23 protein-coding genes are annotated in these 26,819 nt (G+C 58.2%); 12 read left to right on the top strand and 11 right to left on the bottom strand.

Features of this window, described 5'->3' with window-relative positions; translation table 11 throughout:
- Positions 1-18: 18 nt before the first annotated feature.
- From H8F21_RS27375 to gloB, 7 genes are all read right to left on the bottom strand, one after another.
- Complete coding sequence (locus H8F21_RS27375; RefSeq protein ID WP_203481892.1) at positions 19-1,641, bottom strand: ABC transporter ATP-binding protein; 1,623 nt, start codon at positions 1,639-1,641, stop codon at positions 19-21.
- Position 1,642: 1 nt separating this feature from the next.
- Complete coding sequence (locus tag H8F21_RS27370) at positions 1,643-2,662, bottom strand: ABC transporter permease (protein ID WP_136477352.1); 1,020 nt, start codon at positions 2,660-2,662, stop codon at positions 1,643-1,645.
- 1 nt (position 2,663) lies between these two features.
- Positions 2,664-3,737: a microcin C ABC transporter permease YejB gene (locus H8F21_RS27365; protein ID WP_203481894.1), complete on the bottom strand. Its 1,074-nt coding sequence runs from the start codon at positions 3,735-3,737 to the stop codon at positions 2,664-2,666.
- Position 3,738: 1 nt separating this feature from the next.
- Complete coding sequence (locus tag H8F21_RS27360; protein ID WP_413243054.1) at positions 3,739-5,589, bottom strand: extracellular solute-binding protein; 1,851 nt, start codon at positions 5,587-5,589, stop codon at positions 3,739-3,741.
- Positions 5,589-7,418: an extracellular solute-binding protein gene (locus H8F21_RS27355; protein WP_203481925.1), complete on the bottom strand. Its 1,830-nt coding sequence runs from the start codon at positions 7,416-7,418 to the stop codon at positions 5,589-5,591. The genes H8F21_RS27360 and H8F21_RS27355 overlap by 1 nt, the downstream gene beginning before the upstream one ends.
- Positions 7,419-7,545: 127 nt before the next feature.
- On the bottom strand, positions 7,546-8,967 hold the full coding sequence (locus tag H8F21_RS27350) for a transglycosylase SLT domain-containing protein (protein WP_136477348.1): 1,422 nt from the start codon (positions 8,965-8,967) through the stop codon (positions 7,546-7,548).
- Positions 8,968-9,066: 99 nt separating this feature from the next.
- Positions 9,067-9,846 carry a hydroxyacylglutathione hydrolase gene (gene gloB / locus H8F21_RS27345; protein WP_203481898.1) on the bottom strand — a complete coding sequence of 260 codons (780 nt, stop codon included), beginning with the start codon at positions 9,844-9,846 and terminating at the stop codon, positions 9,067-9,069.
- Between the two features lie 79 nt (positions 9,847-9,925).
- Here gloB and H8F21_RS27340 point away from each other — a divergent pair, with 79 nt between their 5' ends.
- From H8F21_RS27340 to H8F21_RS27325, 4 genes are all read left to right on the top strand, one after another.
- A complete protein-coding gene (locus H8F21_RS27340; RefSeq protein ID WP_136477346.1) occupies positions 9,926-10,684 on the top strand; it encodes a methyltransferase domain-containing protein in 759 nt (252 codons plus the stop codon).
- A gap of 51 nt (positions 10,685-10,735) precedes the next feature.
- On the top strand, positions 10,736-11,182 hold the full coding sequence (rnhA, locus tag H8F21_RS27335; RefSeq protein WP_136477345.1) for a ribonuclease HI: 447 nt from the start codon (positions 10,736-10,738) through the stop codon (positions 11,180-11,182).
- Positions 11,183-11,271: 89 nt separating this feature from the next.
- Entirely contained in the window at positions 11,272-12,015 is a 744-nt protein-coding gene (dnaQ, locus tag H8F21_RS27330) for a DNA polymerase III subunit epsilon (RefSeq protein ID WP_408004491.1), read from the top strand.
- A 77-nt stretch (positions 12,016-12,092) separates the two neighbouring features.
- Positions 12,093-14,354, top strand: coding sequence for an arginine/lysine/ornithine decarboxylase (locus H8F21_RS27325; protein WP_203585711.1), 2,262 nt, complete (start codon positions 12,093-12,095; stop codon positions 14,352-14,354).
- Here the strand turns inward: H8F21_RS27325 and H8F21_RS27320 are convergent.
- Positions 14,338-14,553: a hypothetical protein gene (locus H8F21_RS27320; RefSeq protein ID WP_203481903.1), complete on the bottom strand. Its 216-nt coding sequence runs from the start codon at positions 14,551-14,553 to the stop codon at positions 14,338-14,340. The two genes, H8F21_RS27325 and H8F21_RS27320, sit on opposite strands and share 17 nt — an antisense overlap.
- A 145-nt stretch (positions 14,554-14,698) precedes the next feature.
- On the opposite strand from H8F21_RS27320, the gene H8F21_RS27315 reads away from it, so the two are divergent.
- Positions 14,699-15,253: an NADPH-dependent FMN reductase gene (locus tag H8F21_RS27315; protein WP_203481905.1), complete on the top strand. Its 555-nt coding sequence runs from the start codon at positions 14,699-14,701 to the stop codon at positions 15,251-15,253.
- Between the two features lie 68 nt (positions 15,254-15,321).
- Here the strand turns inward: H8F21_RS27315 and phnX are convergent, their stop codons facing one another.
- Positions 15,322-16,149, bottom strand: coding sequence for a phosphonoacetaldehyde hydrolase (gene phnX, locus H8F21_RS27310; RefSeq protein ID WP_203481907.1), 828 nt, complete (start codon positions 16,147-16,149; stop codon positions 15,322-15,324).
- A gap of 30 nt (positions 16,150-16,179) precedes the next feature.
- Positions 16,180-17,286, bottom strand: coding sequence for a 2-aminoethylphosphonate--pyruvate transaminase (locus tag H8F21_RS27305; protein ID WP_203481909.1), 1,107 nt, complete (start codon positions 17,284-17,286; stop codon positions 16,180-16,182).
- 112 nt (positions 17,287-17,398) lie between these two features.
- On the opposite strand from H8F21_RS27305, the gene H8F21_RS27300 reads away from it, so the two are divergent.
- The 7 genes from H8F21_RS27300 to H8F21_RS27270 all read left to right on the top strand — a co-directional run bounded on the left by H8F21_RS27300 (position 17,399) and on the right by H8F21_RS27270 (position 25,157).
- A complete protein-coding gene (locus tag H8F21_RS27300) occupies positions 17,399-18,262 on the top strand; it encodes a LysR substrate-binding domain-containing protein (protein WP_203481911.1) in 864 nt (287 codons plus the stop codon).
- Between the two features lie 73 nt (positions 18,263-18,335).
- A complete protein-coding gene (locus H8F21_RS27295; RefSeq protein WP_203481913.1) occupies positions 18,336-19,376 on the top strand; it encodes an AraC family transcriptional regulator in 1,041 nt (346 codons plus the stop codon).
- Positions 19,377-19,590: 214 nt separating this feature from the next.
- Positions 19,591-21,243 (top strand): AMP-binding protein, encoded by a 1,653-nt coding sequence (locus tag H8F21_RS27290; protein WP_203481915.1) that lies wholly within the window; start codon positions 19,591-19,593, stop codon positions 21,241-21,243.
- Positions 21,244-21,254: 11 nt separating this feature from the next.
- Positions 21,255-22,022 carry an SDR family NAD(P)-dependent oxidoreductase gene (locus H8F21_RS27285; RefSeq protein ID WP_203481916.1) on the top strand — a complete coding sequence of 256 codons (768 nt, stop codon included), beginning with the start codon at positions 21,255-21,257 and terminating at the stop codon, positions 22,020-22,022.
- 17 nt (positions 22,023-22,039) lie between these two features.
- Positions 22,040-23,233 (top strand): acetyl-CoA C-acyltransferase, encoded by a 1,194-nt coding sequence (locus H8F21_RS27280; protein WP_203481918.1) that lies wholly within the window; start codon positions 22,040-22,042, stop codon positions 23,231-23,233.
- Positions 23,234-23,241: 8 nt separating this feature from the next.
- Positions 23,242-24,369, top strand: a complete 1,128-nt coding sequence (locus H8F21_RS27275) for an acyl-CoA dehydrogenase (protein ID WP_136477332.1) — start codon at positions 23,242-23,244, stop codon at positions 24,367-24,369.
- A 14-nt stretch (positions 24,370-24,383) separates the two neighbouring features.
- Positions 24,384-25,157 carry an enoyl-CoA hydratase gene (locus tag H8F21_RS27270; protein WP_203481920.1) on the top strand — a complete coding sequence of 258 codons (774 nt, stop codon included), beginning with the start codon at positions 24,384-24,386 and terminating at the stop codon, positions 25,155-25,157.
- A gap of 35 nt (positions 25,158-25,192) precedes the next feature.
- Here the strand turns inward: H8F21_RS27270 and H8F21_RS27265 are convergent, their stop codons facing one another.
- Positions 25,193-26,476 (bottom strand): hypothetical protein, encoded by a 1,284-nt coding sequence (locus tag H8F21_RS27265; RefSeq protein ID WP_203585710.1) that lies wholly within the window; start codon positions 26,474-26,476, stop codon positions 25,193-25,195.
- Positions 26,477-26,819: the final 343 nt, after the last annotated feature.

Here is a 26,819-nt window from a genome sequence, read left to right as displayed (position 1 = left end):
GTTTTTCTACGCCCGTTTTCAGTCCAGTTGTTCCTGCGTGGTGGTTGGTGCCAGGAATGCAGCTTCAAGCAATTGTCGGGTATAGGCATGTTGCGGCGCAGCGAAAACATGCGCGGCTTCGCCTTGTTCCACCACCTTGCCTTGTTTGACCACCATCAGTTGATGGCTCAGCGCCTTGACCACTGCCAGGTCATGACTGATGAACAGGTAGGTAAGGTTGTACTTGCTTTGCAATGAGCGCAGTAACTCCACCACCTGGCGCTGCACGGTACGGTCCAGGGCCGAGGTGGGTTCATCGAGCAGGATCAATGCTGGCTTGAGCACCAGCGCTCGGGCGATGGCGATGCGCTGACGCTGGCCGCCAGAAAACTCATGGGGGTAGCGGTGGCGGGCCTGAGGGTCCAGGCCAACTTCTTGAAGTGCAGCGATGATTGCCTGTTCCTGTTCTGCCGCTGTGCCAATGCGGTGGATGCGCAACCCTTCACCAACGATATCGCTCACGCACATACGCGGACTGAGGCTGCCAAACGGGTCCTGGAAGACCACCTGCATCTGTCGACGCAAAGGCCGTACTTGCTGTTGATTGAGGCTGTCCAGGGCTGTGCCCTGGAAGCGAATGGCGCCCTGGCTGCCAAGCAGGCGCAGAATTGCCAGGCCCAAGGTGGATTTTCCTGAGCCACTCTCGCCAACGATGCCCAGGGTCTGCCCCTGAGGCAGACTGAAGTTAATGCCGTCCACTGCCTTTACGTGATCGACGGTGCGCCGCAGCAAGCCCTTTTTGATCGGGAACCAGACGCGCAGATCTTCGACCTCAAGCATTGGCTTGCCAGGCGGATTGGCAGCGGGGCCGCCGCTGGGTTCGGCGCCCAGGAGCATCTGCGTGTACGGGTGTTGCGGGCTGTGGAACAGCGTTGCGCAGTCGGCCTGTTCGACAATGCTGCCGCGCTGCATCACACACACCCGATGAGCAATGCGCTTGACCAGGTTGAGGTCATGGCTGATAAGCAGCATGGCCATTCCCAGGCGCGCCTGTAGCGACTTGAGCAATTCAAGAATCTTCAGCTGTACCGTAACGTCGAGGGCCGTGGTGGGTTCATCGGCAATCAGCAGCTCGGGTTCGTTGGCCAGGGCCATGGCGATCATTACGCGCTGCCGCTGGCCGCCTGAGAGCTCGTGTGGGAGGGCTTTGAGACGCTTGCGGGGCTCGGGGATGCCGACAAGCGCAAGCAGCTCCAGTGTGCGCTCAGTGGCCTCCTTGCCCTTGAGCCCTTTGTGCAGCAGGAGTATCTCGTTGATCTGCTTTTCGATTGTGTGCAGCGGATTGAGCGACGTCATCGGCTCCTGGAAGATCATCGCGATGCGATTGCCACGGATATGGCGCATCTGCTTTTCATCCAAGGTCATCAGGTCGCGACCTTCGTATCGGATGCTGCCGCTGGGGTGGCGCGCCAGCGGGTAGGGTAGCAGTCGCAGGATCGAGTGTGCGGTAACCGATTTGCCCGAACCGCTTTCGCCGACCAGTGCCAGGGTTTCGCCGCGGCGGATATCTAAACTGATGCCTTCGACTACCCGCTGAGTTTGCTCACCACTCACGAACTCCACGGCCAGGTCACGCACTTCGATCAAGGTTTCATTGCTCATTTCATTTCCTCGGGTCGAAGGCATCGCGAGCGGACTCGCCGATAAATACCAGCAGGCTGAGCATCAGCGCGAGCACAGCGAAGGCACTCATGCCCAGCCACGGGGCCTGCAGGTTGGATTTGCCCTGGGCCACCAGTTCACCCAGCGACGGAGCGCCCGGGGGCAGACCGAAGCCGAGGAAGTCCAGTGCTGTCAGGGTGCCGATCGCGCCGGTAAGAATGAATGGCATGAAGGTCATGGTCGAGATCATGGCGTTCGGCAGAATGTGCCGGTACATGATTGCGCCGTTCTGCATGCCCAGCGCCCGGGCGGCCCGAACGTACTCAAGGTTACGTCCGCGGAGGAATTCGGCGCGGACTACATCCACCAGGCTCATCCACGAAAACAGCAACATTATTCCCAATAGCCACCAGAAGTTTGGCTGAACGAAACTGGCGAGGATGATCAGCAAGTACAGTACCGGGAGCCCCGACCATATCTCCAGGAAGCGTTGCCCGAGCAGGTCGACCCAGCCGCCATAGAAGCCCTGCAGGGCACCGGCGATCACACCGATGATCGAGCTGAGAATGGTCAGGGTCAGAGCAAACAACACGGATATGCGAAATCCATAGATGACTCGCGCGAGTACATCGCGGCCCTGATCATCGGTGCCCAGCCAGTTCTGCGCTGAAGGCGGTGCGGGGGCAGGGACCTTGAGGTCGTAGTTGATGCTCTGGTAGCTGAACGGAATAGGCGCCCACAGTACCCAGCTGTCCTTGGCGGCCAGTAGCTCACGGATGTACGGGCTCTTGTAGTTGGCCTCAAGTGGAAACTCGCCGCCGAAGGTTGTTTCCGGGTAGCGCTTGAGTGCCGGGAAATACCATTCGCCGTCGTAACGCACGGCAAGAGGTTTGTCGTTGGCGATCAGTTCGGCGCCCAGGCTCAAGCCGAACAGAATCAGAAATAGCCACAGCGACCACCAGCCGCGGCGGTTGGCTTTGAAGCGCTCGAAGCGCCGGCGATTGAGAGGGGACAAATTCATCTCAGTGCTCCCGGCTGTCAAAGTCGATTCGAGGGTCGACCAGGGTGTAGGTTAGATCACCGATCAGCTTCACCACCAGCCCGAGCAGGGTGAAGATGAACAAGGTGCCGAAGACGACCGGGTAGTCGCGATTGATTGCTGCTTCAAAACTCATCAGGCCCAGGCCGTCGAGTGAAAAAATCACCTCGATCAGTAGTGAGCCGGTGAAGAAAATACCGATGAAGGCAGAGGGAAAGCCGGCGATCACCAGCAGCATGGCGTTGCGGAACACATGGCCGTAAAGCACCCGGTTCGGGCTCAGTCCCTTGGCTTTGGCAGTCACTACATACTGTTTGTTGATCTCGTCGAGGAAGCTATTCTTGGTCAGCAGCGTCATGGTGGCGAAGTTGCCGATCACCAAGGCTGTAACAGGCAGGACCAAGTGCCAGAAGTAGTCGAGTATCTTGCCGCCGGTGCTCAGTTCATCGAAGTTGTTCGAGGTCAGGCCACGCAACGGAAACCAGTCCAGGTAGCTGCCGCCAGCGAACAGCACAATCAGCAGGATCGCGAAAAGGAACGCCGGGATTGCATAGCCGATGATGATCGCCGAACTGGTCCACACATCGAAGTGACTGCCATGGCGCGTGGCTTTGGCGATCCCCAAGGGGATGGACACCAAGTACATGATCAAGGTGCTCCATAGGCCCAGTGATATCGAGACCGGCATCTTCTCGACAATCAGGTCGATAACTTTTGCGTCGCGAAAAAAACTGTCGCCGAAATCCAGCTGGGCGTAGTTCTTGATCATAATCCACAAGCGTTCCGGCGCCGACTTGTCGAAGCCGTACATCTTTTCGATTTCCTGGATCAGCGCCGGGTCGAGCCCTTGTGCGCCACGGTAGTTGGAGCCGGCTACCGAGACCTCGGCACCGCCTCCGGCGATACGGCTGGTAGCGCCCTCAAAACCCTCGAGCTTGGCGATCATTTGCTCGACAGGGCCACCGGGAGCAGCCTGGATGATGATGAAGTTGATGACCAGGATGCCCAGCAAGGTCGGAATGATCAGCAGCAAGCGTCGAAAAATATAAGCCAGCATGCTATTGCGCCCCTTGCGTCGATGGTGCGTCTGGCGCAGGTGTCACCGGTACTGCGGGCTCAATGTCCGGCTTTATCCACCAGGTGTTGATGCCGATGTCGTACTTGGGCGAAACCTTGGGGTGGCCGATATGGTTCCAATACGCTACGCGCCAGGTCTTGATGTGCCAGTTGGGTATTACATAAAAACCCCACTGCAGAACTCTATCCAGGGCGCGACAGGCCTCGATCAGGCTTTGCCGGGAGTTGGCGTTTATCAGGTCCTCGACCAGTACATCGATGGCTGGGTCCTTGAGACCGATAAAGTTACGGCTGCCAGGGTTGTCAGCCGCCGCGCTCTGCCAGAACTCGCGTTGTTCGTTACCGGGTGAATTGGATTGCGGGAAACCGCCGACAATCATGTCGAAATCACGCGAGCGCAGTCGATTGATGTATTGGGAAACGTCTACGCGGCGAATCACCAGGTCGATACCCAGGTCGGCTAGATTGCGCTTGAAGGGCAGTAGAATTCGCTCGAACTCGGTCTGAGCCAGAAGAAACTCGATGGACACAGGTTTGCCCTGGGTATCGACCATCTTGTCATCGACGATACGCCAGCCAGCGTCCTGCAACAGCTTATAGGCCTTGCGCTGCTGCTCGCGGATCATGCCACTGCCATCAGTGACCGGGTTGGCAAAAGGTTGGGTGAAGACCTGTTCTGGGATCTTGCCGCGCAAAGGTTCGAGAATTTTCAGCTCGGCCTCGCTGGGCAAGCCAGTGGCTGCCATGTCCGAGTTTTCGAAATAGCTGCCGGTGCGTGTATAAGCGCCGTTGAACAATTGCCTGTTGGTCCACTCGAAATCCAGCAGCAGGCTCAACGCTTGGCGCACGCGCACATCCTGGAACACCGGGCGGCGGATGTTGAACACGAATCCCTGCATGCCGGTGGGGTTGCCATTGGGCAGCTCCTCCAGGATCAGTCGCTTCTGGCGCACGGCCGGAATGTCGTAGGCCGTGGCCCAGCTTTTCGCCGCGTTTTCCAGGCGGTAGTCGAACTGCCCGGCTTTCAACGCTTCCAGGGCGACGGTACTGTCGCGGTAGTAGTCAACGGTCATGACATCGAAGTTATAGGACCCGCGATTGACCGCCAGGTCCTTACCCCAGTAGTCCTTGACCCGCTCATAGCGGATCGAGCGTCCAGCCTTCACTTCGGCAACCTTGTACGGGCCACTGCCCAAAGGAATTTCGAGATTGCCCTTGGTAAAGTCGCGGCCTTCCCACCAATGCTTGGGCAGTACCGGTAACTGGCCAAGAATCAGTGGCAATTCACGGTTGTTGCTGTGTTTGAACTTGAACAGCACCCGCTGCGGGTCCTCGGCTATAACCTCGGCGACGTCGGCGTAGTAGCCGCGAAACAGCGGGGCGCCGCTTTTGATCAGGGTGTTGAACGTGAACACCACGTCTTCGGCATGAATGGGGTGGCCGTCGTGAAAGCGTGCTTGTGGGCGCAAGTAGAAGCGTACCCAGCTGTTGTCCGGGGCTTTTTCGATCTTGCCCGCAACCAGGCCATATTCGGTGAACGGCTCATCCAGGCTCTGGGTCATCAAGGTGTCGTAGATCAGGGTGATGTCGTCAGCAGGCACGCCCTTGTTGATGAACGGGTTCAGGCTGTCGAAACCGCCAAAGCCGGACTGGCGGAAGGTGCCGCCTTTGGGAGCGTCCGGATTGACGTAGTCGAAGTGCTTGAAGTCGGCCGGATACTTCGGCGGTTCGTCATACAAGGTCAAGGCGTGTTGCGGTGCGGCCAGTGCCTGGGTACCGATGCAGGCCAGCAATAGGGCGCAAGCCTTCAGGCGTAGGCTGGGCAGTGACATCATTGAGCTTTCTCCGAAGGCTTTATCCACCAGCTGTTGAGCCCCAGGGTATAGGGCGGCGTGGTGACGAAGGCGAACCTGTTGCGGTAGGCCAGGCGATGATTGTCCAGATACCAGTTGGGAATCATGTAGTACTGCCAGAGCAATACCCGGTCCAGTGCGCGCGCTGCTGCCACTTGTTCATCGCGGCTTTGAGCGGCGAGCAGGGTGTCGAGCAGGTGATCGACTATCGGGTCCCTGACGCCAGCATAGTTCTTGCTGCCTTTGGTCGATGCCTGGCTGGAATGAAAGTACAGCCATTGCTCCAGGCCCGGGCTGAGCGTCTGGTTCAGGGTCATCAGAATCATGTCGAAATCGAACTGGTCCAGGCGTTGTTTGTACTGGGCCCGGTCCACAGTGCGCAAGCGTGCATCGATGCCAATGCTGGCAAGATTTTCGACATAAGGTTGCAGAATCCGCTCGAGGTTGGGATTGACCAGCAGTAATTCGAGTTTGAGGGGGCGGCCTTTGCTGTCGAGCAGGCGCTGCCCGTTGAGCTTCCAGCCGGCCTGGGCCAACAGATCCAGCGCTTGGCGCAGGGTCTGGCGGTTGATGCCGCGTCCATCGGTATGGCTGACTTGGTAGGGCTGGGTGAACAGCCCCGCTGGCAGTTCGTCGCGGTACGGCGCAAGCAACAGCCATTCCTTGCCCACTGGCAGTCCGTTGGCAGCGAACTCGCTGTTGGGGTAGTAGCTGGTGGCGCGACGGTAGGCGCTGCTGAACAAGGCCCGGTTGGTCCATTCGAAATCCAGCATCAGCCCCAAGGCCTGGCGCACCCTGGCGTCGCTGAAGTTTGCCCGGCGGCTGTTCATGAACAAGCCTTGGGTCTGGGTCGGGATCTTGTGCGCGATTTGGGCCTTGATGACCTCACCACGGCGCACTGCTGGAAAGTTGTAGCCGTTGGCCCAGTTCTTGGCCTGGTGTTCGATGTAAATGTCGAATTCGCCAGCCTTGAATGCCTCGAAAGCAACTGCGCTGTCGCGGTAAAACTCGTATTCGACCCGCGCGACATTGTATTTGCCACGATTGACTGCCAGATCCTTGCCCCAATAATCCTTCACTCGCTCGAATACCAGGCGTCTTCCCGGTTGAACCTGGGTGATGCGGTAGGGGCCACTGCCAAGAGGCGGTTCAAAGGTGGTGGCCTTGAAGTCGCGTCCCTTCCAGTAATGTGCAGGCAACACTGGCATCTCGCCCATGCGCAGGATCAACAAGGGGTTTCCGGCCCGTTTGAAAACGAAGCGAATGCGCCGCGGGTTGAGGATGTCGACCCGTTTTACTTCTTGCAGGTTGGTGCGGTAGATCGGGTGACCTTCCTTGAGCAGCGTGCGGTAAGAAAACGCCACATCGCTGGCAGTGATGGGGTGACCATCGTGGAAGCGGGCTTCGGGGCGCAGGTTGAATACCACCCAACTGCGGTCCTCGCTGTACTCCACGGAACTGGCAATCAGGCCATAGCTCGACGTGGGTTCATCGCCTGAAGGGTCGTACTGTCCAGTACCCACCATCAGGGTTTCGTTCAGCTCGTTGACCCCATACTGCAGGAAGTTGGGGGTGGTGACCGGGCTTGATCCCTTGAAGGTGTAAGGATTGAGGGTGTCGAATGTGCCGAACGCCATGGCGCGCAAGGTCCCGCCCTTGGGCGCTTGCGGATTGACCCAATCGAAATGGGTAAATTTGGCTGGGTACTTGAGCGTGCCGAACTGGGCGTAACCGTGGCTTTCGGTGATTGTTGCGCCCGCGGGAAAGCTCAAGGCCAGGCTGAGTGACAGCAACAGGAGGGGACGTATCAATTTGGCGATCCGATCCAGGCGGCTTGGGCTTTATTCCAGCTACAGTAACAGCTTGTATCGGCAGGAAAAAGAGGGCCGCCAGGCCGGTGCAGCGGGCTCCGGCGCAGGGCGCGGAGCCAGTTGCTTAGTGGGGCAGGTAAACGGTCAGGGTCTGGCCTGGCTTGAGCGCATGGCCGCTACGAGGGTTCCAGCGCTTGAGGTGCTGCATCTCGACGTTGAAGCGCTTGGCCACCAGGTACAGGGAGTCACCTTTACGCACCTTGTACTGGGTGGATTTTTTCTGGCTCTTGCCCTGGAGCGGTTGGGTGCTTTGCATGACCAAGGTTTGCCCGGCCTTGAGTCTATGGCCGGAAAGCTTGTTCCAGCGTTGCAAGTCCTTGACGCTAACCTTGTTGGCCTTGGCGATGCTGCCCAGATTGTCGCCACGTTTGACCCGATAGCGGCTGCTACGGGTTGTTGTAGCGCGCGGCGATGCTTCGGCCAGGGCCGCTTCGAATACAGCCTTTTTAGGCTGCAGTGAAAGCAGCTCTTCGGGCTTCATGTTAGACAGGCTGGCAGTCAGAAGCTGCGCTTTTGCGGTCGGCACCAGCAACTGCTTGGGGCCGTCCACGGTCATGCGCTTCTTGAACGCCGGGTTGAGTTGGATCAGCTCGTCCTCGTCAATTTCCGCCAGTTCTGCGACTCGTGACAGGTCCAGGCGGGAGTTGATAGCAACGGCTTCGAAGTAGGGTTCGTTGGCGATCGGATTAAGGTTTACGCCATAAGCCTGCGGGGTCATTACGACCTGTGACAGGGCCAGCAACTTGGGCACATAGTCGCGGGTTTCCTGAGGCAGCGGGAGGTTCCAGTAGTCAGTAGGCAGACCGAGCTTTTCGTTGCGCTCGATGGCCCGGCTGACGGTACCTTCACCCGCGTTGTAGGCTGCCAGGGCCAGCAGCCAGTCGCCGTTGAACATGTCGTGCAGGCGAGTCAGGTAGTTCAGCGCGGCGTTGGTTGAAGCGGTGATGTCGCGTCGACCATCGTAGAAACGGGTCTGGCGCAGGTTGAAGTGACGGCCGGTCGATGGAATGAACTGCCACAGGCCAACCGCATGTGCCCGGGAGTAGGCCATGGGGTTGTAGGCGCTCTCGATTGCTGGCAATAACGCCAGTTCAAGGGGCATGTCACGTTCTTCAAGACGCTCGACAATATAGTGGATGTACAGGCTGCCACGGTTGCCGGCGGTTTCCAGGAAAGAGGGGTTGCTGGCGAACCACAGGCGCTGTTGTTCGATGCGTGGGTTGACCGCCATGTCGTCTTGCAAGGCGAAGCCCTGGCGCATGCGCTCCCAGACATCCTGGGGTTCCTGCTCCACTTGCTTGACCGGGATGAACACCGGTTTTTGCTTCATCCGCGCCTGGTAGTTATGCGCGCGAACGCTCTCGGCTTCGTCGATCTGACGGGTGCTCTGGCAGCCCACGAGGGTGGCGGCCAGGGCCAGCGCACTGGCTTGGGCCAGGCGCGTCAGGGCGACGGACTTGAAGGTTCTGCGGCTATTCGACGACATTGGCTGGGACAAAGTTCCGGGCAAAAATGTCGGGCGATTCTAGAAAGCAGCCCCCCCTTGGTCAACCTTTGAGAACTTCAGGGCCTTAACAGAAGCGGTTTAGAACTTGTCTTTCCAGGCGCGTAACCCAGCAAAGACAGCACTTGGCGTAGGGTTTATCAATGTGCTCCGTTCGTCTAATTTTTCTTTAACGGATGTTTCGGTAGTGCGCAAAAAGGGGTTGGTGAGCTTCTCCAACGCCAAGGTTGATGGCAACGTGATGCGATCCTGTGCCCTTAGCGCAGTAACGTCGGCAAAGCGTTGGGCAATGTGCGAATTTTCAGGTTCTACCGCCTTGGCAAAGCGCAGGTTGCTCAGGGTGTACTCATGGGTGCAATACACCAAGGTTTGCGCTGGCAGCGCTGCCAGGCGTTCGAGGGAATGATGCATCTGCTCGGGGGTGCCTTCGAAAAGGCGACCGCAGCCGGCGGCGAACAGAGTGTCCCCACAGAACAGCAGCGGCAGGGCGGTGGAGCCGCAATAATATGCAATGTGTCCCAAGGTGTGTCCGGGTACGGCAATAATATGGAAGTCCAGCCCAAGAACGCGCACGCTTGCGTGGTCGTCCAAGGCCAGGTCGCGACCTGGAATGCGCTCCTGCGAAGGACCGCAAACCTGAGCGCCTGTTGCTTGCTTGAGTTGTTCGACACCGCCGACGTGGTCGTGATGGTGGTGAGTGACCAGAATATCGGTCAGGCGCCAGCCAGGGTGGCGCTCGAGCCAGGCCAGCACCGGCGCCGCATCGCCCGGGTCGACCACCGCACACTGCTGGAGGGCAGAATCCTGTAACAACCAGATGTAGTTATCGGTGAAAGCAGGTAGGGCATCGATCTGTATCATGGTGCGATTCGCCAAACGTTGGACATGGGTGCATCTTAGTAGCTATGCACGCTGTCGAGAACCTTCAAGGGAGACTGCTATGACTGATCAAGCCTTCGCACAGGCCGATCCGCAGTGGCTGGCGCTGATCAGCCTGGCCCGCGACTGGTTCGCCGGCCCTCTGGGGCAATTGATGCTGCATGAGGAGCAACGCCTGCTCGAGGAGGAGTTGGGGCGTTACTTTGGCGGCTACCTGGTGCACTACGGTCCGTGCGCCGAGGCGCCGCCCAAGGCTGCTCAAGTGCAACGAAACGTACGCTTGGGTGCGCCGCTGCCCGGCGTCGAAATTGTCTGCGAAGAGCAGGCCTGGCCATTGAGCGAACATGCCGCCGACGTGGTGGTGCTGCAGCATGGGCTGGACTTCAGCCTGTCGCCTCACGGTTTGCTGCGAGAAGCTGCCAGCAGCGTGCGTCCAGGGGGGCACCTGTTGATCATTGGTATCAATCCCTGGAGCAGTTGGGGCATGCGCCGGGTATTTGCCCATGATGCCTTGCGCAAGGCTCGCTGTATTTCCCCTTCACGCGTGGGCGACTGGCTGAACCTGCTGGGGTTCGCGCTGGAGAAACGCCGCTTCGGGTGCTATCGTCCGCCGCTCGCGTCCCCGGCCTGGCAGCAGCGTCTGGCGGGCTGGGAACGGGTCGCTGGTGGCTGGCAAGGCGCCGGTGGCGGTGTGTATCTGCTGGTGGCGCGCAAAATGGTGGTTGGCTTGCGGCCACTGCGCCTGGAACGTCGAGAGCCGATGGGCAAACTGATCCCCTTGCCCATGGCCAAAGTCAACCGACGCCATTCCGAACCCTGAGTCCCGGGCTTTCAGAAGCACTGTGCCTCTCCAATTTTATAAAGGCTGTAAATGAGCGATAGCGTCGAAATCTTTACCGATGGTGCCTGCAAGGGCAATCCCGGACCGGGTGGTTGGGGCGTGTTGATGGTCTGCAAGGGTGTCGAGAAAGAACTGTGGGGCGGCGAGCTTGAGACCACCAACAACCGCATGGAACTGATGGCGGCAATCAAGGGCCTGGAAGCGCTCAAGCGTGAATGCGAAGTGTTGTTGGTCACCGACTCGCAATACGTGATGAAAGGCATCAACGAATGGATGGTCAACTGGAAAAAGCGTGGTTGGAAAACAGCCGCCAAGGAACCGGTCAAGAACGCTGACCTTTGGAAACAGCTTGATGAGCAAGTTGGGCGCCACAAGGTGACCTGGAAGTGGGTGCGTGGCCACATCGGCCATCATGGCAATGAGCGCGCTGACCAATTGGCCAATCGCGGCGTTGACGAGGTCCGCGGACTGCGCTGAACACACCAGCCGCCACTTGGCCGCGCGCTGAGGTAGAATAGCCGGCCATTACCACAAGCTGTGCGCGACAGGAGACCACCGGCGTGGAGATTCAAAGCAACAGGTCGGTCGTCCTGGACACCGAAACCACGGGTATGCCGGTCACCGACGGCCATCGTGTCATTGAGATCGGCTGCGTCGAGTTGATGGGCCGGCGCCTGACCGGACGACACTTTCACGTGTACCTGCAGCCTGACCGCGAGAGTGACGAAGGCGCCATTGGCGTCCACGGTATCACCGATGGCTTCCTGATCGACAAGCCGCGTTTTGCCGAAGTAGCCGATGAGTTCTTCGAGTTTATTCAGGGCGCGCAACTCATCATCCATAATGCGGCGTTCGACGTTGGCTTCATCAACAACGAATTCGCGCTGATCGGTCAGCACGACCGCGCCGATATCGCTCAGCACTGCACCATTCTCGACACTCTGATGATGGCGCGCTCTCGCCATCCGGGGCAGCGCAATAGCCTCGATGCGTTGTGCAAGCGATACGGTGTCGACAACTCTGGCCGTGAGTTGCACGGCGCACTGCTTGACTCGGAGCTTTTGGCCGATGTCTACCTGAGCATGACCGGCGGCCAGACCAGCTTGTCACTGGCTGGGCAAGGCGCTGATGGTGAGGAAGGCAGCGAGAGCAGCCGGGGCAGCGAAATTCGTCGTATTGTCGGTCGTCAACCGGGGCGCATCATTCGTGCCAGCGAGCAGGAGCTTGAGGCTCATATCGCGCGGTTGGAAGCCGTTGCCAAGTCGACCGGTGGCCCGGCGTTGTGGCAACAGTTGTCCGAGGCCAACTAGGCAGATTCTCGCGCAAGGGCGCTGACCTGCTTCTACCCTGAAATGACCGACACGTCATTCGGAGCAGGCGCCCCCGTATGTACAAGGACCTCAAGTTTCCTGTTCTGATCGTTCACCGCGATATCAAGGCCGACACGCTAGCCGGCGAGCGTGTGCGCGGCATTGCCCAAGAGCTGTCCCAGGATGGCTTTGATATTCTACCGGCCATTGATTACGCTGAAGGTCGGCTGCTGGCCTCGACGCACCATGGGCTGGCTTGCCTGCTGATCGCAGCGGAAGGGGCCGGAGAAAACACGCATTTGTTGCAGAACATGGTCGAGCTGATACGCCTGGCTCGACTGCGTGCACCTCACTTGCCGATTTTCGCCTTGGGTGAACAGGTGACATTGGAGAATGCACCTGCCGATGTCATGAGTGAGCTGAACCAGCTGCGTGGCATTCTTTACTTGTTCGAAGACACCGTGCCATTTCTGGCGCGCCAGGTCGCACGCGCCGCGCACATTTACCTTGACGGTTTGCTGCCTCCGTTCTTCAACGCCCTGGTGCAGCACACTGCGCAATCCAACTATTCCTGGCACACCCCCGGTCATGGTGGCGGGGTAGCCTATCGCAAGAGTCCGGTCGGACTCGCGTTTCATCAGTTTTTTGGCGAGAACACTCTGCGCTCGGACCTCTCCGTTTCGGTGCCTGAGCTTGGTTCGTTGCTGGATCACACAGGTCCGCTGGCTGCAGCCGAAGCGCGGGCGGCAAAAAACTTTGGCGCCGATCACACCTTCTTTGTCATCAACGGCACTTCAACGGCTAACAAAATCGTCTGGCATGCGGTGGTCGGACGCGATGATCTGGTGCTTGTCGACCGCAACTGTCACAAGTCGGTGGTGCACGCCATTATCATGACCGGTGCAATCCCCTTGTACCTGTGCCCCGAACGTAATGAATTGGGGATCATCGGGCCGATCCCATTAAGTGAGTTCAGCCCTCAATCGATTCTCGCCAAGATCCAGGCCAACCCTCTCGCCCGTGGACGCATACCCAAGGTAAAACTGGCCGTGGTAACCAACTCCACCTACGACGGGCTTTGTTACAACGCCGAACTGATCAAACAGATGCTGGGCAACAGTGTCGAGGTGCTGCATTTCGATGAAGCCTGGTACGCCTACGCGGCATTCCATGCTTTTTTTGCCGGACGCTTCGCCATGGGTACTTCCCGTAGTGAGGACAGTCCGTTGGTCTTCAGTACTCATTCGACGCACAAGCTGTTAGCGGCCTTCAGCCAGGCCTCCATGATTCATGTGCAGGATGGTGGCGCCCGACAGCTTGACCGTGATCGCTTCAACGAAGCATTCATGATGCATATTTCTACATCGCCGCAGTACAGCATCCTGGCCTCGCTGGATGTTGCTTCGACCATGATGGAGGGCCCCGCTGGACATTCACTGATGCAGGAAATGTTCGATGAGGCGTTGAGCTTTCGTCGGGCCATGGCCAATTTGCGTCAGCACATTGCTGTTGAGGATTGGTGGTTCAGCATCTGGCAGCCACCTCAGGTCGAAGGCATGCGTCAGGTAAACACCGCAGATTGGTTGTTGCGACCGCAGGCCGATTGGCACGGATTCGGCGATGTGACGGACGACTATGTGTTACTCGACCCGGTCAAGGTCACTCTGGTCATGCCTGGACTTAGCGCGGGCGGGGCATTGAGTGAGCATGGCATTCCGGCCGCGGTGGTCAGCAAGTTTCTCTGGGAGCGTGGTCTGGTGGTTGAAAAAACCGGGCTCTACACTTTTCTTGTGCTGTTTTCGATGGGCATCACCAAGGGTAAATGGAGCACCTTGTTGACTGAGCTGTTGGAGTTCAAGCGTAACTACGATGCCAACGTTGATCTGCTCGAATGCTTGCCTTGTATCGCCCGAGAGGGTCGGGTGCGCTATCAGGGGCTGGGGCTGCGCGACCTGTGCGATCAATTGCACGCCTGCTATCGCAAGAACGCCACTGCCAAACAGTTAAAACGCTTGTTCACTTCGTTGCCTGAGGTGGTCATGAAGCCCGCCGATGCCTACGATCGGATGGTACGTGGCGAGGTGGAAGCAGTACCGATTGATCAGTTGCTGGGTCGCACTGCCGCGGTAATGTTGGTGCCGTACCCCCCGGGTATTCCATTGGTCATGCCCGGCGAGCGTTTTACCGAGTCGACCCGTTCCATCATCGATTACCTGGCGTTTGCCGTGGCATTTGCCAATGGTTTTCCCGGTTTCGTCGCCGATGTACACGGACTGCAGCTGCAGGTGGACGAGCAAGGAGGGGTGTACACCGTCGATTGCATCAAGGAATGCGAATGATCTCGACGCCGCTGCGCGCCAACTCGAAACGGTTATCGCCAAGATGATTGACCTTGTCACCAATGGCCAATTTGTAAGTGGTGACAAGCAGGGGGGCTCTACCGTCGGCTTGTGGGGAGGTTTGCTGGAACTCATGAACGGGGTAGATGCGACCTTCTGCGTCCCGCGCATGAAATTGTCCGACCAGTACTGCTGTCATTTACCGTGCAACCTCTGAAAATTTTCAATGAGCCATAGACCACCGATTTAGCGGGTAAGTTTTGCCCGTTCGGAAAAAAACTTCGAGTACCGGATAGATCATCTATACCTACAAGTTCCTTTATCCTACTTGTCAGGAAATTGCCATGAGCCAGGTCTATTCGGTAGCCGTCGTAGTCGGCAGCTTGCGCAAGGAATCATTCAACCGCAAAGTTGCCCATGCGCTGGCGGAGCTTGCGCCCTCGAACCTTAAACTGAAAATAGTCGAAATTGGCGATCTGGTGCTCTACAACGAAGACATCGATGTCGATCCGCCGGCGGCGTACAAGACCTTCCGCGAGCAGATTCGCGCAAGTGATGCCGTCCTGTTCGTCACCCCGGAATACAATCGCTCGGTACCTGGGGTGTTGAAGAACGCAATTGATGTAGGATCGCGACCCTATGGGCAGAGCGCCTGGAGCGGAAAGCCAGGTGCCGTGATCAGTGTGTCTCCCGGTGCGGTGGGTGGTTTTGGTGCAAACCATCACCTGCGGCAATCCCTGGTATTTCTCGATGTGCCATGCTTGCAGCAGCCGGAAGCTTATATCGGTGGGGCGGCGACCCTGTTCGATGACAACGGCAAGCTTTCCGAGAAAACCCGGCCGTTCTTGCAGACCTTTATCGACAAGTACGCAGCCTGGGTAGAACGCCATCAGGGTTGATCAGTGCCGGGCAAGCCCACTTCCATGACATTCAAGGAAGCAGGCTTGCCCTACGTTGGTCCTGAGCCTTACACCGCTTGAGGCATCTCCCCGCGTGCCAGGCGCTTGTTGATATCGGCAATGACTTCTGGCAGCTCATTGATGGTATCGATGAGGTAGTGTGGGCGAGAGCCTGCGAACATCGCGTGGATGCGCTTGCGCTCGCTGTCCAGCACGTCCGAGGCCAGGGCACGATAGCCTTCATAGGTCAGACCAAGGGCATTGCCTGAACAGACCAGTGCGACGGTCCACATGCCGGCGCGGCGGCCTTCGAGGATGCCGGGAACGGTGTCGTCGACCTTTACGCAGGCGGCTACGTCATCAATACCCAGGGCAATCACGTTTGCCAGGGCTTGTGCAGGCCACGGGCGGCCATTTGGAGTTTCATCGGTAGCTACCACATGATCGGCGACATAGCCATTCTGTGCGGCCAGTTCGACAACCTTGTCCATGACCACTTTTGGATAGCCGGAGCAGGAGCCGATTTTCAGACCGTCTTTACGCAAACCGGTGAGGGTGTCCAGAGCACCGGGGATCAGCGCTGAATGCACCGCGATCTTTTCAATCTGCAGGGGCATGAAGCGCTCATAGATGGCGGTAACATCGTCGTCAGTAGGGGTGCGGCCAAACACCTTGCGATAACGCTCTGAAATTTGTGGCTGATCGCACAAGGTGCGAATGTGGTCCCACTTGCCCATGCCCATCGGACCGCGGGCCTCTTCGATCGACACTTCGACGTCGAACTCGGCGAAGGCTTCGACAAAAATCTGGGTTGGAGCGAAAGAGCCGAAGTCGACCACGGTGCCGGCCCAGTCCAGGATTGCAGCTTGAAGTTGCGATGGATTGCTGTAGTTCATTTGCTAGTTCCTTGAAAGAGTGTCAGCGCGTTAGATATCCAGTACTTCCATTTCCCGCAGCACCTGGGCTACAGCATTTACGGCGGCTTGCATGCCGTCCGGTCCGACCACACCGATACAACCGACGCGGAATGTTTCCACCTGGGTCAGTTTGCCCGGATAGAGGATGAAGCCTTTTGCCTTGACTCGCTCGTAGAAGTCCTTGAACTGGTAGCGCGGATCATTCGGGGCGTGGAACGTAACGATGATCGGGGCCTGGATTTCGGCGGGCAGAAAGCTGCGCAGACCGATTGCTGCCATGCCATCGAGCAGAACTTTGCAGTTGCTTGCGTAGCGTTGGTGGCGGGCGGGCAGGCCGCCCTCCTCGTTGTACTGAAGCAGGGCTTCGTGCAACGCCGCTACCACGTGGGTGGGCGGTGTGAAGCGCCACTGGCCAGTCTTGGCCATGTAGGCATGCTGGTCCTGAAGGTCCATGGCCAGGGATGGCGAATTGCCTGCCGCTGCTGCCAGAGAGGCCTTGTTGGCGAAGACGAAGCCCATGCCGGGTACGCCTTCCAGGCATTTGCCAGAGGCGGCGATCAAGGCATCGAACGGCACTTGCGCAGCATCGATTGGCAGGGCGCCAAACGAACTCATGGCATCGATGATCAGGCGCTTGCCGTGGCGAGCGATGACCTGGGCTATCTCTGGCAGCGGATTGAGGATGCCGGTACTGGTTTCGCAGTGAATCAACGCCACGTGGGTAATGGCAGGATCGGCGGCCAACAGACGATCGACGTCGGCTGCGGTTGTTGGCTCGTCTTCAGCTGTTTCGAAGGTGCTGTAGGCGCGCCCGATGACTTTGCAGATCTTGGCCAGACGCTGGCCATAGGCACCGTTGATCAGCACCAGCACCTTGCCGTCACGAGGTACCAGCGTGCCGATTGCTGCTTCGACGGCAAAAGTGCCACTGCCTTGCAGCGGTACACAGTGATGGCTGTCGGCACCGTTGACAATGGCCAGCAGTTGTTCGCACAGGCTGGCGGTCAGCTGATTGAACTCTTGGTCCCAGGAGCCCCAGTCCACCATCATCGCTTGGCGGGTGCGGGATGAAGTGGTCAAGGGACCGGGGGTCAGCAGGATAGGGGCGTTGCTCATTCCGGAGTTCCTCACAAGCGGTGGGCTGAAACTACGGGGCCTAAGTTGCAATTGTGCGCATCATCAATCAAATTGTTTGTTGTTATGCCAGCCATAAGTCAGGCCGATAGATATGAATCTTTTCCAGCTCAGAGCGTTCGATGCAGTTGCCCGGGAGGGTAGTTTTACTCGCGCTGCGGCACGTTTGTTCATCAGCCAACCTGCCGTCACCGGGCACATCAAGGCGCTGGAGGAGCATTACCAGATCACCTTATTGCGTCGCACCGCTCGACGCGTAGAACTGACTGAGGAGGGCACTCGGCTGGCGGCAATCACTCGGGCGATGTTCGGTTTGGCCGAAGAAGCTCAAGCCATGCTTGAGGCCAATCGTCAGTTGCTTACCGGGCGCCTTGAAGTGGCGGCCGATGGGCCGCATCGGGTCATGCCGATGCTTGCCCAGCTACGGGCTCGCTACCCGGGAATAACCGTCAATCTGCGCTTGGGCAATGCCCAGGAGACACTGGCGGCACTGCTCAGTGAGCATGCGGATGTCGCGGTATTGACTGAGGTAGAACCTCGCAAAGGGCTGTATCTACAAAGCTTGGGTGAGTCACAGATCTGTGCCTTGTTGCCAGCAGGTCATCCTTGGGCCGTTGATCGTCACGCCCTTGCGATCAGTGAGCTGGATCGACAAATCATGGTGCTGCGCGAACCCAGCTCGATCACGCGGCGAACGTTCGATCAGGCGTGCGTACAGGCCGATGTCAGGCCGCGCGTACTCCTGGAATTGGACAGCCGCGAGGCAGTGACTGAAGCAGTGGCGGCTGAGCTTGGCATCGGTATTGTGTCGTCGGTGGAGACCAGCCATGACCCACGGGTTGTGGCCCGCTCGATTGTGGGCCCTGGGCTGGTGAATCAACACATGATCGGGTGCCTGGAGCGACGCCGTGAACTGCGGCTGATTCAGGCATTTCTGAGCTTGGCACCGACGGTATGAAGCAACACTGGCATTTTCTGTTGGCGCCCCTAAGATGGCCGTCAAACCGGACGGGTAAGGCGAAGTACTGCTGATGGCGGGCAAAGACACCATCTCTATGCAATTGGTGCGCGAAGCGCTGCTGCAAAGTTGCGCACCCGGTGCGCCAAGCCAGGCCTTGCTCAATTGCATCGGTATTGATGCAGTTTTGCTCGAGCAGGCAGATGCGCGGGTGCCAGCGCAGGCCTATGCACAGCTCTGGCGATTGTTGGCGCGGCGTTGCAACGATGAGTTTTTCGGCATGGACCCACGCGGGTTGCGCAGTGGAAGCCTGGCCTTTCTCTGTCGTACGGCAATGGCTCAGCCTACCCTCGGTGCAGGCCTGGATGCAGCCCTGACCTTCCTTTCATTGATGCTCGAAGACCTGCAGCCTGCTTTGATAAGGCAGCAAAGCCTTGCTGAGATCGTTATCGTCGAGCCGCGTGAGCAACCGCGCCGTGCCTTTACCTACTTTACTTTCTGGATGATCGTTCACGGGGTCGCCTGTTGGTTGGCCGGACGGCGCATCCCCATCCTGGCCATTGAGTTGCGTTGCGCAGAACCGTTGTTTTGTGACGATTACCGGGTAATGTTCTCGGAGAACCTGCAGTTCAATCGTCCCCGTTCGCGAATGATCATCGCCGCCGATTGCCTGGATCTTCCACTAAAGCGCAGCGAGGAAGAACTTCAGCGCTTCCTCGCCCAAGCGCCTGGCAATATTTTGGTCAAGTACCGTGACCCGACCAGTTTGGCGCGCCGGATTCGCCAGGATCTTCGCCAGATGGACCCCGGTCAATGGCCCGACGCCGACAGCCTGGCGCGTGATTTTTGCCTTTCTGCCTCTACATTGCGTCGTCGCCTGGCAGAGGAAGGGCAGACCTATCAGGGACTGAAGGACAGCGTGCGACGCGAACTGGCTATCACCTGGTTGGCTGAAGTTGACCTGGGATTCGCCGAGATCGCCGAGCGCCTGGGTTTTGCCGACAGCAGCTCGTTCTACAAGGCGTTTCGCAAGTGGTTCGGCTGCAACCCCGGGCACTATCGTACGGTAATCCTGCAAGGGCAGTGCGCGACTGCATGCACGCGCACATCCTGAGCCAGGAAAAGCTTCACGACAGGCATTCGGCAATTGACCCAGAAGGCTCTGGCTGTAGACGAGGCTGGCGGAGGAGGCATTTGAGGGGAGACAAGGAGCAAGGCCAAACCAGTCATCCAATTTGACAACTTTGGCCATTGTCCCAAAGCCGATGCAGCGCGACTATCGTCAGATTCATGGTGCTACTCCAACAATAAGAACCAGGAGTCTGACGATGCGTGTTTACTCCGAAGCCGCGCGCGGCTTTGACTATCCCACGGTGGCCGACGCCTCCCTGCATGGCAACCTCAATGGGCTTAATGCTTGTGTCGAGTGCTGTGATCGCCATACCGGCAGTGGCAAAATTGCCCTGAATTGGGAAGGGCGCGACGGCGAACAGGCTCAGTTCAGTTTCGATCAGTTGCAGCAACAGGCGATTCGCTTTGCCAGCGTCCTGCGTGCTCAGGGTGTGGGTGAGGGTGATCGGGTTGCCGGGCTTCTACCCAGAATCCCCGAGCTGCTGGTGGCCGTCTTGGCAACCTGGCGGCTGGGTGCTGTCTATCAGCCCCTGTTCACGGCTTTTGGTCCAAAAGCCATTGAGCACCGGGTACATCAGTCCGACGCGCGGGTTGTGATAACCGACCACACCAATCGCAGCAAGCTCGATGACGTTGTCGATTGTCCCGCGATCATCTGCGTCAAGGCTCTGGATGGCTCTGGCGATGTCGACTTCCATCAATCGTTGAATGCTGCCAGCACTGTGCTTGAGCCGGTGCTGCTCAGTGGCGATGCGCCGTTCCTGATGATGTTTACATCGGGCACTACGGGCCCGGCCAAGCCGCTGCTGGTGCCGTTACGCGCTATCGTTGCCTTCCAAGGCTACATGCGGGATGCCATCGATCTGCGCGACGATGACAGCTTCTGGAACCTGGCCGATCCGGGCTGGGCCTATGGCTTGTATTACGCTGTTACCGGCCCGTTGGCGCTGGGTCATGCCACCACTTTTTTCGATGGACCGTTTAGCGTCGAGACTACCTGCCGGATGATCGACAAATACGCTATCAGCAATCTGGCGGGTTCACCCACCGCTTTTCGCTTGCTGATTGCTGCTGGCGCGCAGTTTTCCGCGCCGGTCAAAGGTCGTCTTCGAGTGGTGAGCAGTGCGGGTGAGCCACTCAATCCGGAAGTGATCCGCTGGTTCGCCGACGAGTTGGATGTAACCATTCACGATCATTACGGGCAGACCGAGCTGGGCATGGTGCTGTGCAACCACCATGGACTGGAGCACCCGGTGCATCTGGGGTCGGCGGGGTTTGCCATTCCGGGCCACCGTATTGTCGTGCTCGACGAACACAATCAGGAATTGCCGGCCGGTCAGCCGGGAATCCTCGCGGTGGACCGTGAACAATCACCGCTGTGCTGGTTTGGCGGTTATCACGGCGTACCAACCCGGTCGATTGTCGGCCAGTATTACCTGAGTGGCGACACGGTGGAGTTGAACGCAGATGGCAGTATCAGCTTCGTCGGCCGCAGCGATGATGTAATCACTACGTCGGGTTATCGGGTAGGGCCTTTCGATGTCGAGAGTGCGCTGATTGAGCATCCGGCGGTCATCGAGGCTGCCGTGGTCGGTAAGCCCGACCCTGAGCGCACCGAGCTGATCAAGGCATTTGTGGTATTGGCTGCTGGCCAGGTGGCCAGTGAGGAACTGGCCGAAGCTCTGCGTCAGCACGTGCGCCAGCGCCTTTATGCCCATGCTTATCCACGGGAAATCGAATTTGTCAGCGAGCTGCCCAAGACACCGAGCGGCAAGCTGCAGCGTTTTATCCTGCGCAACCAGGAAATTGCCAAACAACAAGCTGCGTTGGCCTCGAACCCCAGCGCCTGAGGAATCTGATCATGCAGATAGCCAACAAGAATTTTATCGTCAGCGGCGCGGCATCGGGACTGGGCGCAGCTACCGCGCAAATGCTAATCGAAGCCGGGGCCCAGGTCATGCTGGTGGACCTCAACGCCGAGGCCGTGCAAGCCAAGGCACAAGCGCTGGGCGCCAAGGCACGGTTTGCCGTCGCCGATATCAGCCAGGAAGTCGCTGCCAAAGCAGCCGTTGAGGCTGCTGTCGCAGCGTTTGGCAGCCTGCACGGATTGGTCAATTGCGCAGGTATCGTTGGTGCCGAAAAGATCCTCGGCAAAGGTGGGCCGCATGGCCTGGATAGTTTCAGTCGCGTCATCAACGTCAACCTGATCGGTAGCTTCAACCTGCTGCGTCTAGCCGCCGCCGCCATGGCAGAAAGCGAGGCGAACGAGGAGGGCGAGCGTGGGGTGATCATCAACACCGCATCGATTGCCGCTTACGACGGCCAGATCGGCCAGGCTGCCTACGCCGCTTCCAAAGGCGCGATTGCCAGCCTGACCTTACCGGCAGCCCGTGAACTTGCACGCTTTGGTATCCGTGTGATGACCATTGCTCCAGGTATTTTTGAAACCCCGATGATGGCGGGCATGACTCAGGAAGTTCGCGATTCGTTGGCCGCCGGCGTGCCATTCCCACCACGCCTTGGGCGGGCGCAGGAATATGCTGCGCTGGCGCGGCACATAATCGAAAACAGCATGCTCAATGGTGAGGTCATCCGTCTCGACGGTGCCTTGCGCATGGCCGCCAAGTAATTGCAGGAGTATCCATCATGACCCTCGCCAATGATCCAATCGTAATTGTCAGCGCTGTGCGCACACCCATGGGTGGCCTGCAAGGTGACTTGAAGAGCCTGACGGCACCGCAACTTGGTGCTGCTGCAATTCGTGCAGCGGTAGAACGCGCAGGCGTTGCCGCCGACAGCGTTGAGCAAGTGTTGTTCGGCTGTGTCCTACCCGCGGGTCTGGGGCAGGCACCTGCGCGGCAAGCGGCGCTGGGCGCCGGGCTGAACAAGTCGACCACGTGCACTACCTTGAACAAGATGTGTGGCTCGGGCATGCAGGCTGCGATCATGGCTCACGACTTGCTTCTTGCCGGCAGCGCCGAAGTTGTCGTGGCAGGGGGTATGGAAAGCATGTCCAACGCACCTTACCTGTTGGAAAAGGCGCGCAGTGGCTATCGCATGGGGCATGGCAAGATCATCGACCACATGTTCTTCGACGGTCTGGAAGATGCCTACGACAAGGGCCGTCTGATGGGTACGTTCGCTGAGGATTGCGCCCAGGACAACGGCTTTACACGACAGCAACAAGATGACTTTGCCATCGCTTCGCTGACGCGCGCGCAGTTGGCAATCAAGGACGGTAGTTTTGCCAGCGAGATCGTCCCGGTGCAGGTGACAGAAGGCAAAGTCCAACGCTTGATCAGTGATGATGAGCAGCCACCAAAGGCACGGCTGGACAAAATTCCTCAGCTCAAGCCAGCCTTCCGTGAAGGCGGTACGGTGACTGCGGCCAACTCCAGTTCGATTTCCGACGGCGCCGCGGCACTGGTGTTGATGCGCCGCTCCCAGGCACAAAAGCAGGGTCTGAAACCGCTGGCGGTGATCCACGGTCATGCGGCCTTTGCCGATACTCCGGCGCTGTTTCCAACCGCACCTATTGGCGCCATCGACAAGCTGATCAAGCGTACCGGGTGGAACCTGGGCGAAGTCGATCTGTTTGAAATCAACGAGGCTTTCGCCGTTGTCACGCTGGCCGCGATGAAACATCTGGACCTGCCGTCCGACAAGGTCAACGTGCACGGCGGTGCCTGCGCGTTGGGCCATCCAATCGGGGCTTCGGGCGCACGTATCCTCGTGACCTTGCTCGCTGCCCTGCGCCAGAAAGGCTTGCGTCGTGGTATCGCGGCCATCTGTATCGGCGGCGGTGAAGCCACAGCCATGGCCGTCGAGTGTCTGTACTGAGGTGCACCATGTTAGTAAATGACGAACAACAGCAAATCAGCGACGCCGTCCGCCAGTTCGCCCAAGAGCGTTTGCGGCCATTTGCCGAGCAGTGGGATCGGGAACATCGTTTTCCCAGTGAAGCAATCGAAGAGATGGCCCAACTGGGCCTGTTTGGCATGTTGGTGCCGGAACAGTGGGGTGGCAGCGATACTGGCTATGTTGCCTACGCCATGGCCCTTGAGGAAATTGCCGCGGGTGATGGCGCTTGCTCCACCATCATGAGCGTGCACAACTCGGTGGGTTGCGTGCCGATCCTCAAGTTCGGCAATGAACAGCAGAAACAACAGTTCCTGGTGCCTTTGGCCAGTGGCGCGATGCTTGGTGCATTTGCACTGACCGAGCCACAGGCCGGCTCCGATGCTAGCAGTCTGAAAACCCGTGCTCGCCGAGACGGGGATCACTATGTGCTCAATGGCTGCAAGCAATTCATCACTTCTGGGCAGAACGCCGGCATTGTGATCGTGTTTGCGGTGACCGATCCCGAGGCAGGCAAGCGCGGCATAAGCGCCTTTATCGTACCGACCGACTTACCGGGTTATGAAGTCGCCCGGGTAGAAGATAAGCTCGGCCAGCATGCTTCGGATACCTGCCAGATCGTTTTCGACAACGTTCGTGTGCCGCTGGCCAATCGCCTGGGCGAGGAGGGCGAAGGTTACAAGATCGCGTTGGCCAACCTTGAAGGCGGGCGTATCGGTATCGCCTCGCAATCTGTAGGCATGGCCCGTGCTGCATTCGAGGTGGCGCGTGACTATGCTCGCGAGCGCGAGAGTTTCGGCAAATCCTTGATCGAGCACCAGGCCGTGGCGTTTCGCCTGGCAGACATGGCGACCAATATCGCCGTTGCCCGGCAAATGGTGCAGCACGCGGCTGCTCTGCGAGATGCGGGGCGTCCGGCGCTGGTCGAAGCATCGATGGCCAAACTATTTGCCTCGGAAATGGCAGAAAAGGTCTGCTCGCAAGCCTTGCAGACCCTCGGCGGTTATGGCTATCTGAGTGACTTTCCGCTGGAGCGGATCTACCGCGATGTGCGGGTCTGTCAGATCTACGAAGGCACCAGCGATATTCAGCGCATGGTTATTGCGCGTAATCTTTGAAGGGAGCAGCTTGCATGTCATTTGAAACCATTTTGTTGGACATCCACGGCAAGGTTGGCCTGATTACCCTCAATCGCCCGCAGGCGCTCAACGCCCTGAACGCGCAAATCGTAGGTGAGATCAACAAGGCGCTGGACCAGCTTGAAGCTGACCCGAATATTGGTTGCGTGGTGCTGACTGGTTCAACCAAGGCTTTCGCCGCCGGCGCTGACATCAAGGAAATGTCTGAACTGCGTTACCCGCAGATTTATGTCGACGACCTCTTCAGCGATGCCGATCGTATTGCCAACCGACGTAAACCGATTATTGCTGCGGTCTCGGGCTTCGCCTTGGGTGGTGGTTGCGAGCTGGCGATGATGTGCGACTTCATTCTGGCTGCCGACAATGCCAAGTTTGGCCAGCCAGAAATCAATCTCGGCGTGTTGCCGGGCATGGGCGGTACCCAGCGTTTGACCCGTGCCGTTGGCAAGGCCAAGGCAATGGAGTTGTGCTTGAGTGGTCGTCTGATGGGTGCCGAAGAAGCCGAGCGCGCAGGCCTTGTAGCTCGAGTGGTCGCTCAGGACGAGCTGCTTGAGGAAGCGTTGAAGGTGGCAGCGTCGATCGCCAGCAAGTCGGTTCCGATTAGCATGATGGTCAAGGAAAGTGTCAATCGGGCTTTCGAGGTTACCTTGAGTGAGGGGGTTCGTTTCGAGCGCCGGGTTTTCCATGCCGCCTTTGCCACTGAGGATCAAAAGGAAGGAATGGCGGCATTCATCGCCAAGCGCGAGGCGCAGTTCAAGGACCGCTAATGAAAGGCGCTGCCTGGCAGCGCCGTGGTTCTTGGTTATACAGCGAAGAAGTATTTCTTCGCTGCTATGGTACTGATCGGCGCTCGATGAACCTCGGTGGTTTGACCGGTGAGTGGGTCAACGGCCGTTCGGCCACGGAGGTATCGCTGGGCGACGGTCTTCAAGTGCCCTGCGACAAAATCCGGCTTAGGCGTGGCCTGGCCCAGGTAATGAAAGTGTGCAAACCAGATGGGGCGTCCGTTGTGGCGTATTTCGTACTCGTCGAAGTAGTCCTCCAGTCGTCCCTTTACTTTGGGTAACAGCTTCCGGGTACCGGTAAGCTTGATCTCTACCTCATTGTGTTCGATCAAGTATTGTAACTCGCCCATTCGCGGTGCCTGCCGCAAAGCGGCATTGATCCGCAATGTGCGTGCTTGCTCTTTAAGGATGTGTGCCTGATTGTCCAGCGTCTCTATAGCGTCCTGGGCCGCGCCATCGCTTGTGGCAGGGTCGTCGCCCAGACGGCGACGCAGGGCGTCACGCAGCGCTTCCACTCGCTGGCGCTGTTGCGCAAGCATGTCTTCTATGTCCGCTGGCAGGTAATCCCTGGCGGTACGGGATTCGAAAAATCGCAGGTCTTTATTGCTGTCCTGGATCAGTGCCGTACTTTTCTTGATCAATTGCGACAGACGTTGTTGGCTCGAAGCGGGTGAGGCAACGGGCGCTGCAGAGTCGGTGAGTTCCTCCCAACTGCTCTGCCCTTTGCGATAGGTTGCGATGGGTTGAACATCATCCGTATCGAAGATATCGACGAGCTCATCGTTTCCTGGTCGAAGTTTGCCAAGGAGCAGCCCTTGGTCGTGGGTTTCAATCAGGCCGGGCGTCTGGCGTTTCAGTTGTTCAACCGTCAAGGTCGGCGGGTAGTCGGTGAGGGCAGACTTTATATTTTGAGTTGCAAACGCCAGGTCCTTGCGGATCGCTTCGACAATCTTCTGTTGTTTGGCATCGCCCGGTTCTGCCGCGAAGTTATCAAGGCGTCGACGAGCACCGGCAAGAATACTGTCCATGTCGCTTAGCAACTGAGCTTTCAAATCCTCACTGGCGTCAGTCAATTGGTACAAACGCATGCGCTGGGACTTCAGAAGGTGCAGGTTGTTCCACAGGCGCCTAAGCAACAAGTCTGAGCGCGGATCCAGATTGGGTTTGAGGATTAGCTTTTGATAGTTGTTTTCAAGACGTAACAAGTGAGTAAAGAACACGACCCTTTCCGGGTTTTGAGTCAGAAGGCTGTCTGCCTTTTGATTCAATAGTCGAATTTCGGGCTTGTAGCCAGTGTCCATCTGTTGCAGTTGTTCACGGCTCAAAGGCAGCTTTTCGCTCAGGACAACCAGCTCGTTCAATTGCGGGCTGATGTCATCAAGGATCTGCGTAGCGTGTTGCCAGCTTTCCCCTGGGATAAGTTCGGTGCCTGCAGCAGTTGCAGCATTGAGCTCGGCAGAGATCTGTTGGTAATACTCAGCTATTTTTTCCTTGCGTAACGTTATTCTCGCAATCAAGGCTTGGCGGCCTCAAGGAGCAAGTGCAACACCTGATGTAAGGTGTTGTCATGTCTACCCAATACAGTCACCTGAGTACCGAGGAGCGCGTCACCATCATGGTGATGCTATTTCAACGGCAGACGCT

This window comes from Pseudomonas arcuscaelestis, from assembly GCF_016881005.1.
In the GTDB taxonomy this organism is placed as follows: Bacteria; Pseudomonadota; Gammaproteobacteria; order Pseudomonadales; family Pseudomonadaceae; genus Aquipseudomonas; species Aquipseudomonas arcuscaelestis.
The sequence above is the reverse complement of the archived record's forward strand: the minus strand, read 5'-3'. Positions and strand labels throughout refer to the sequence as shown.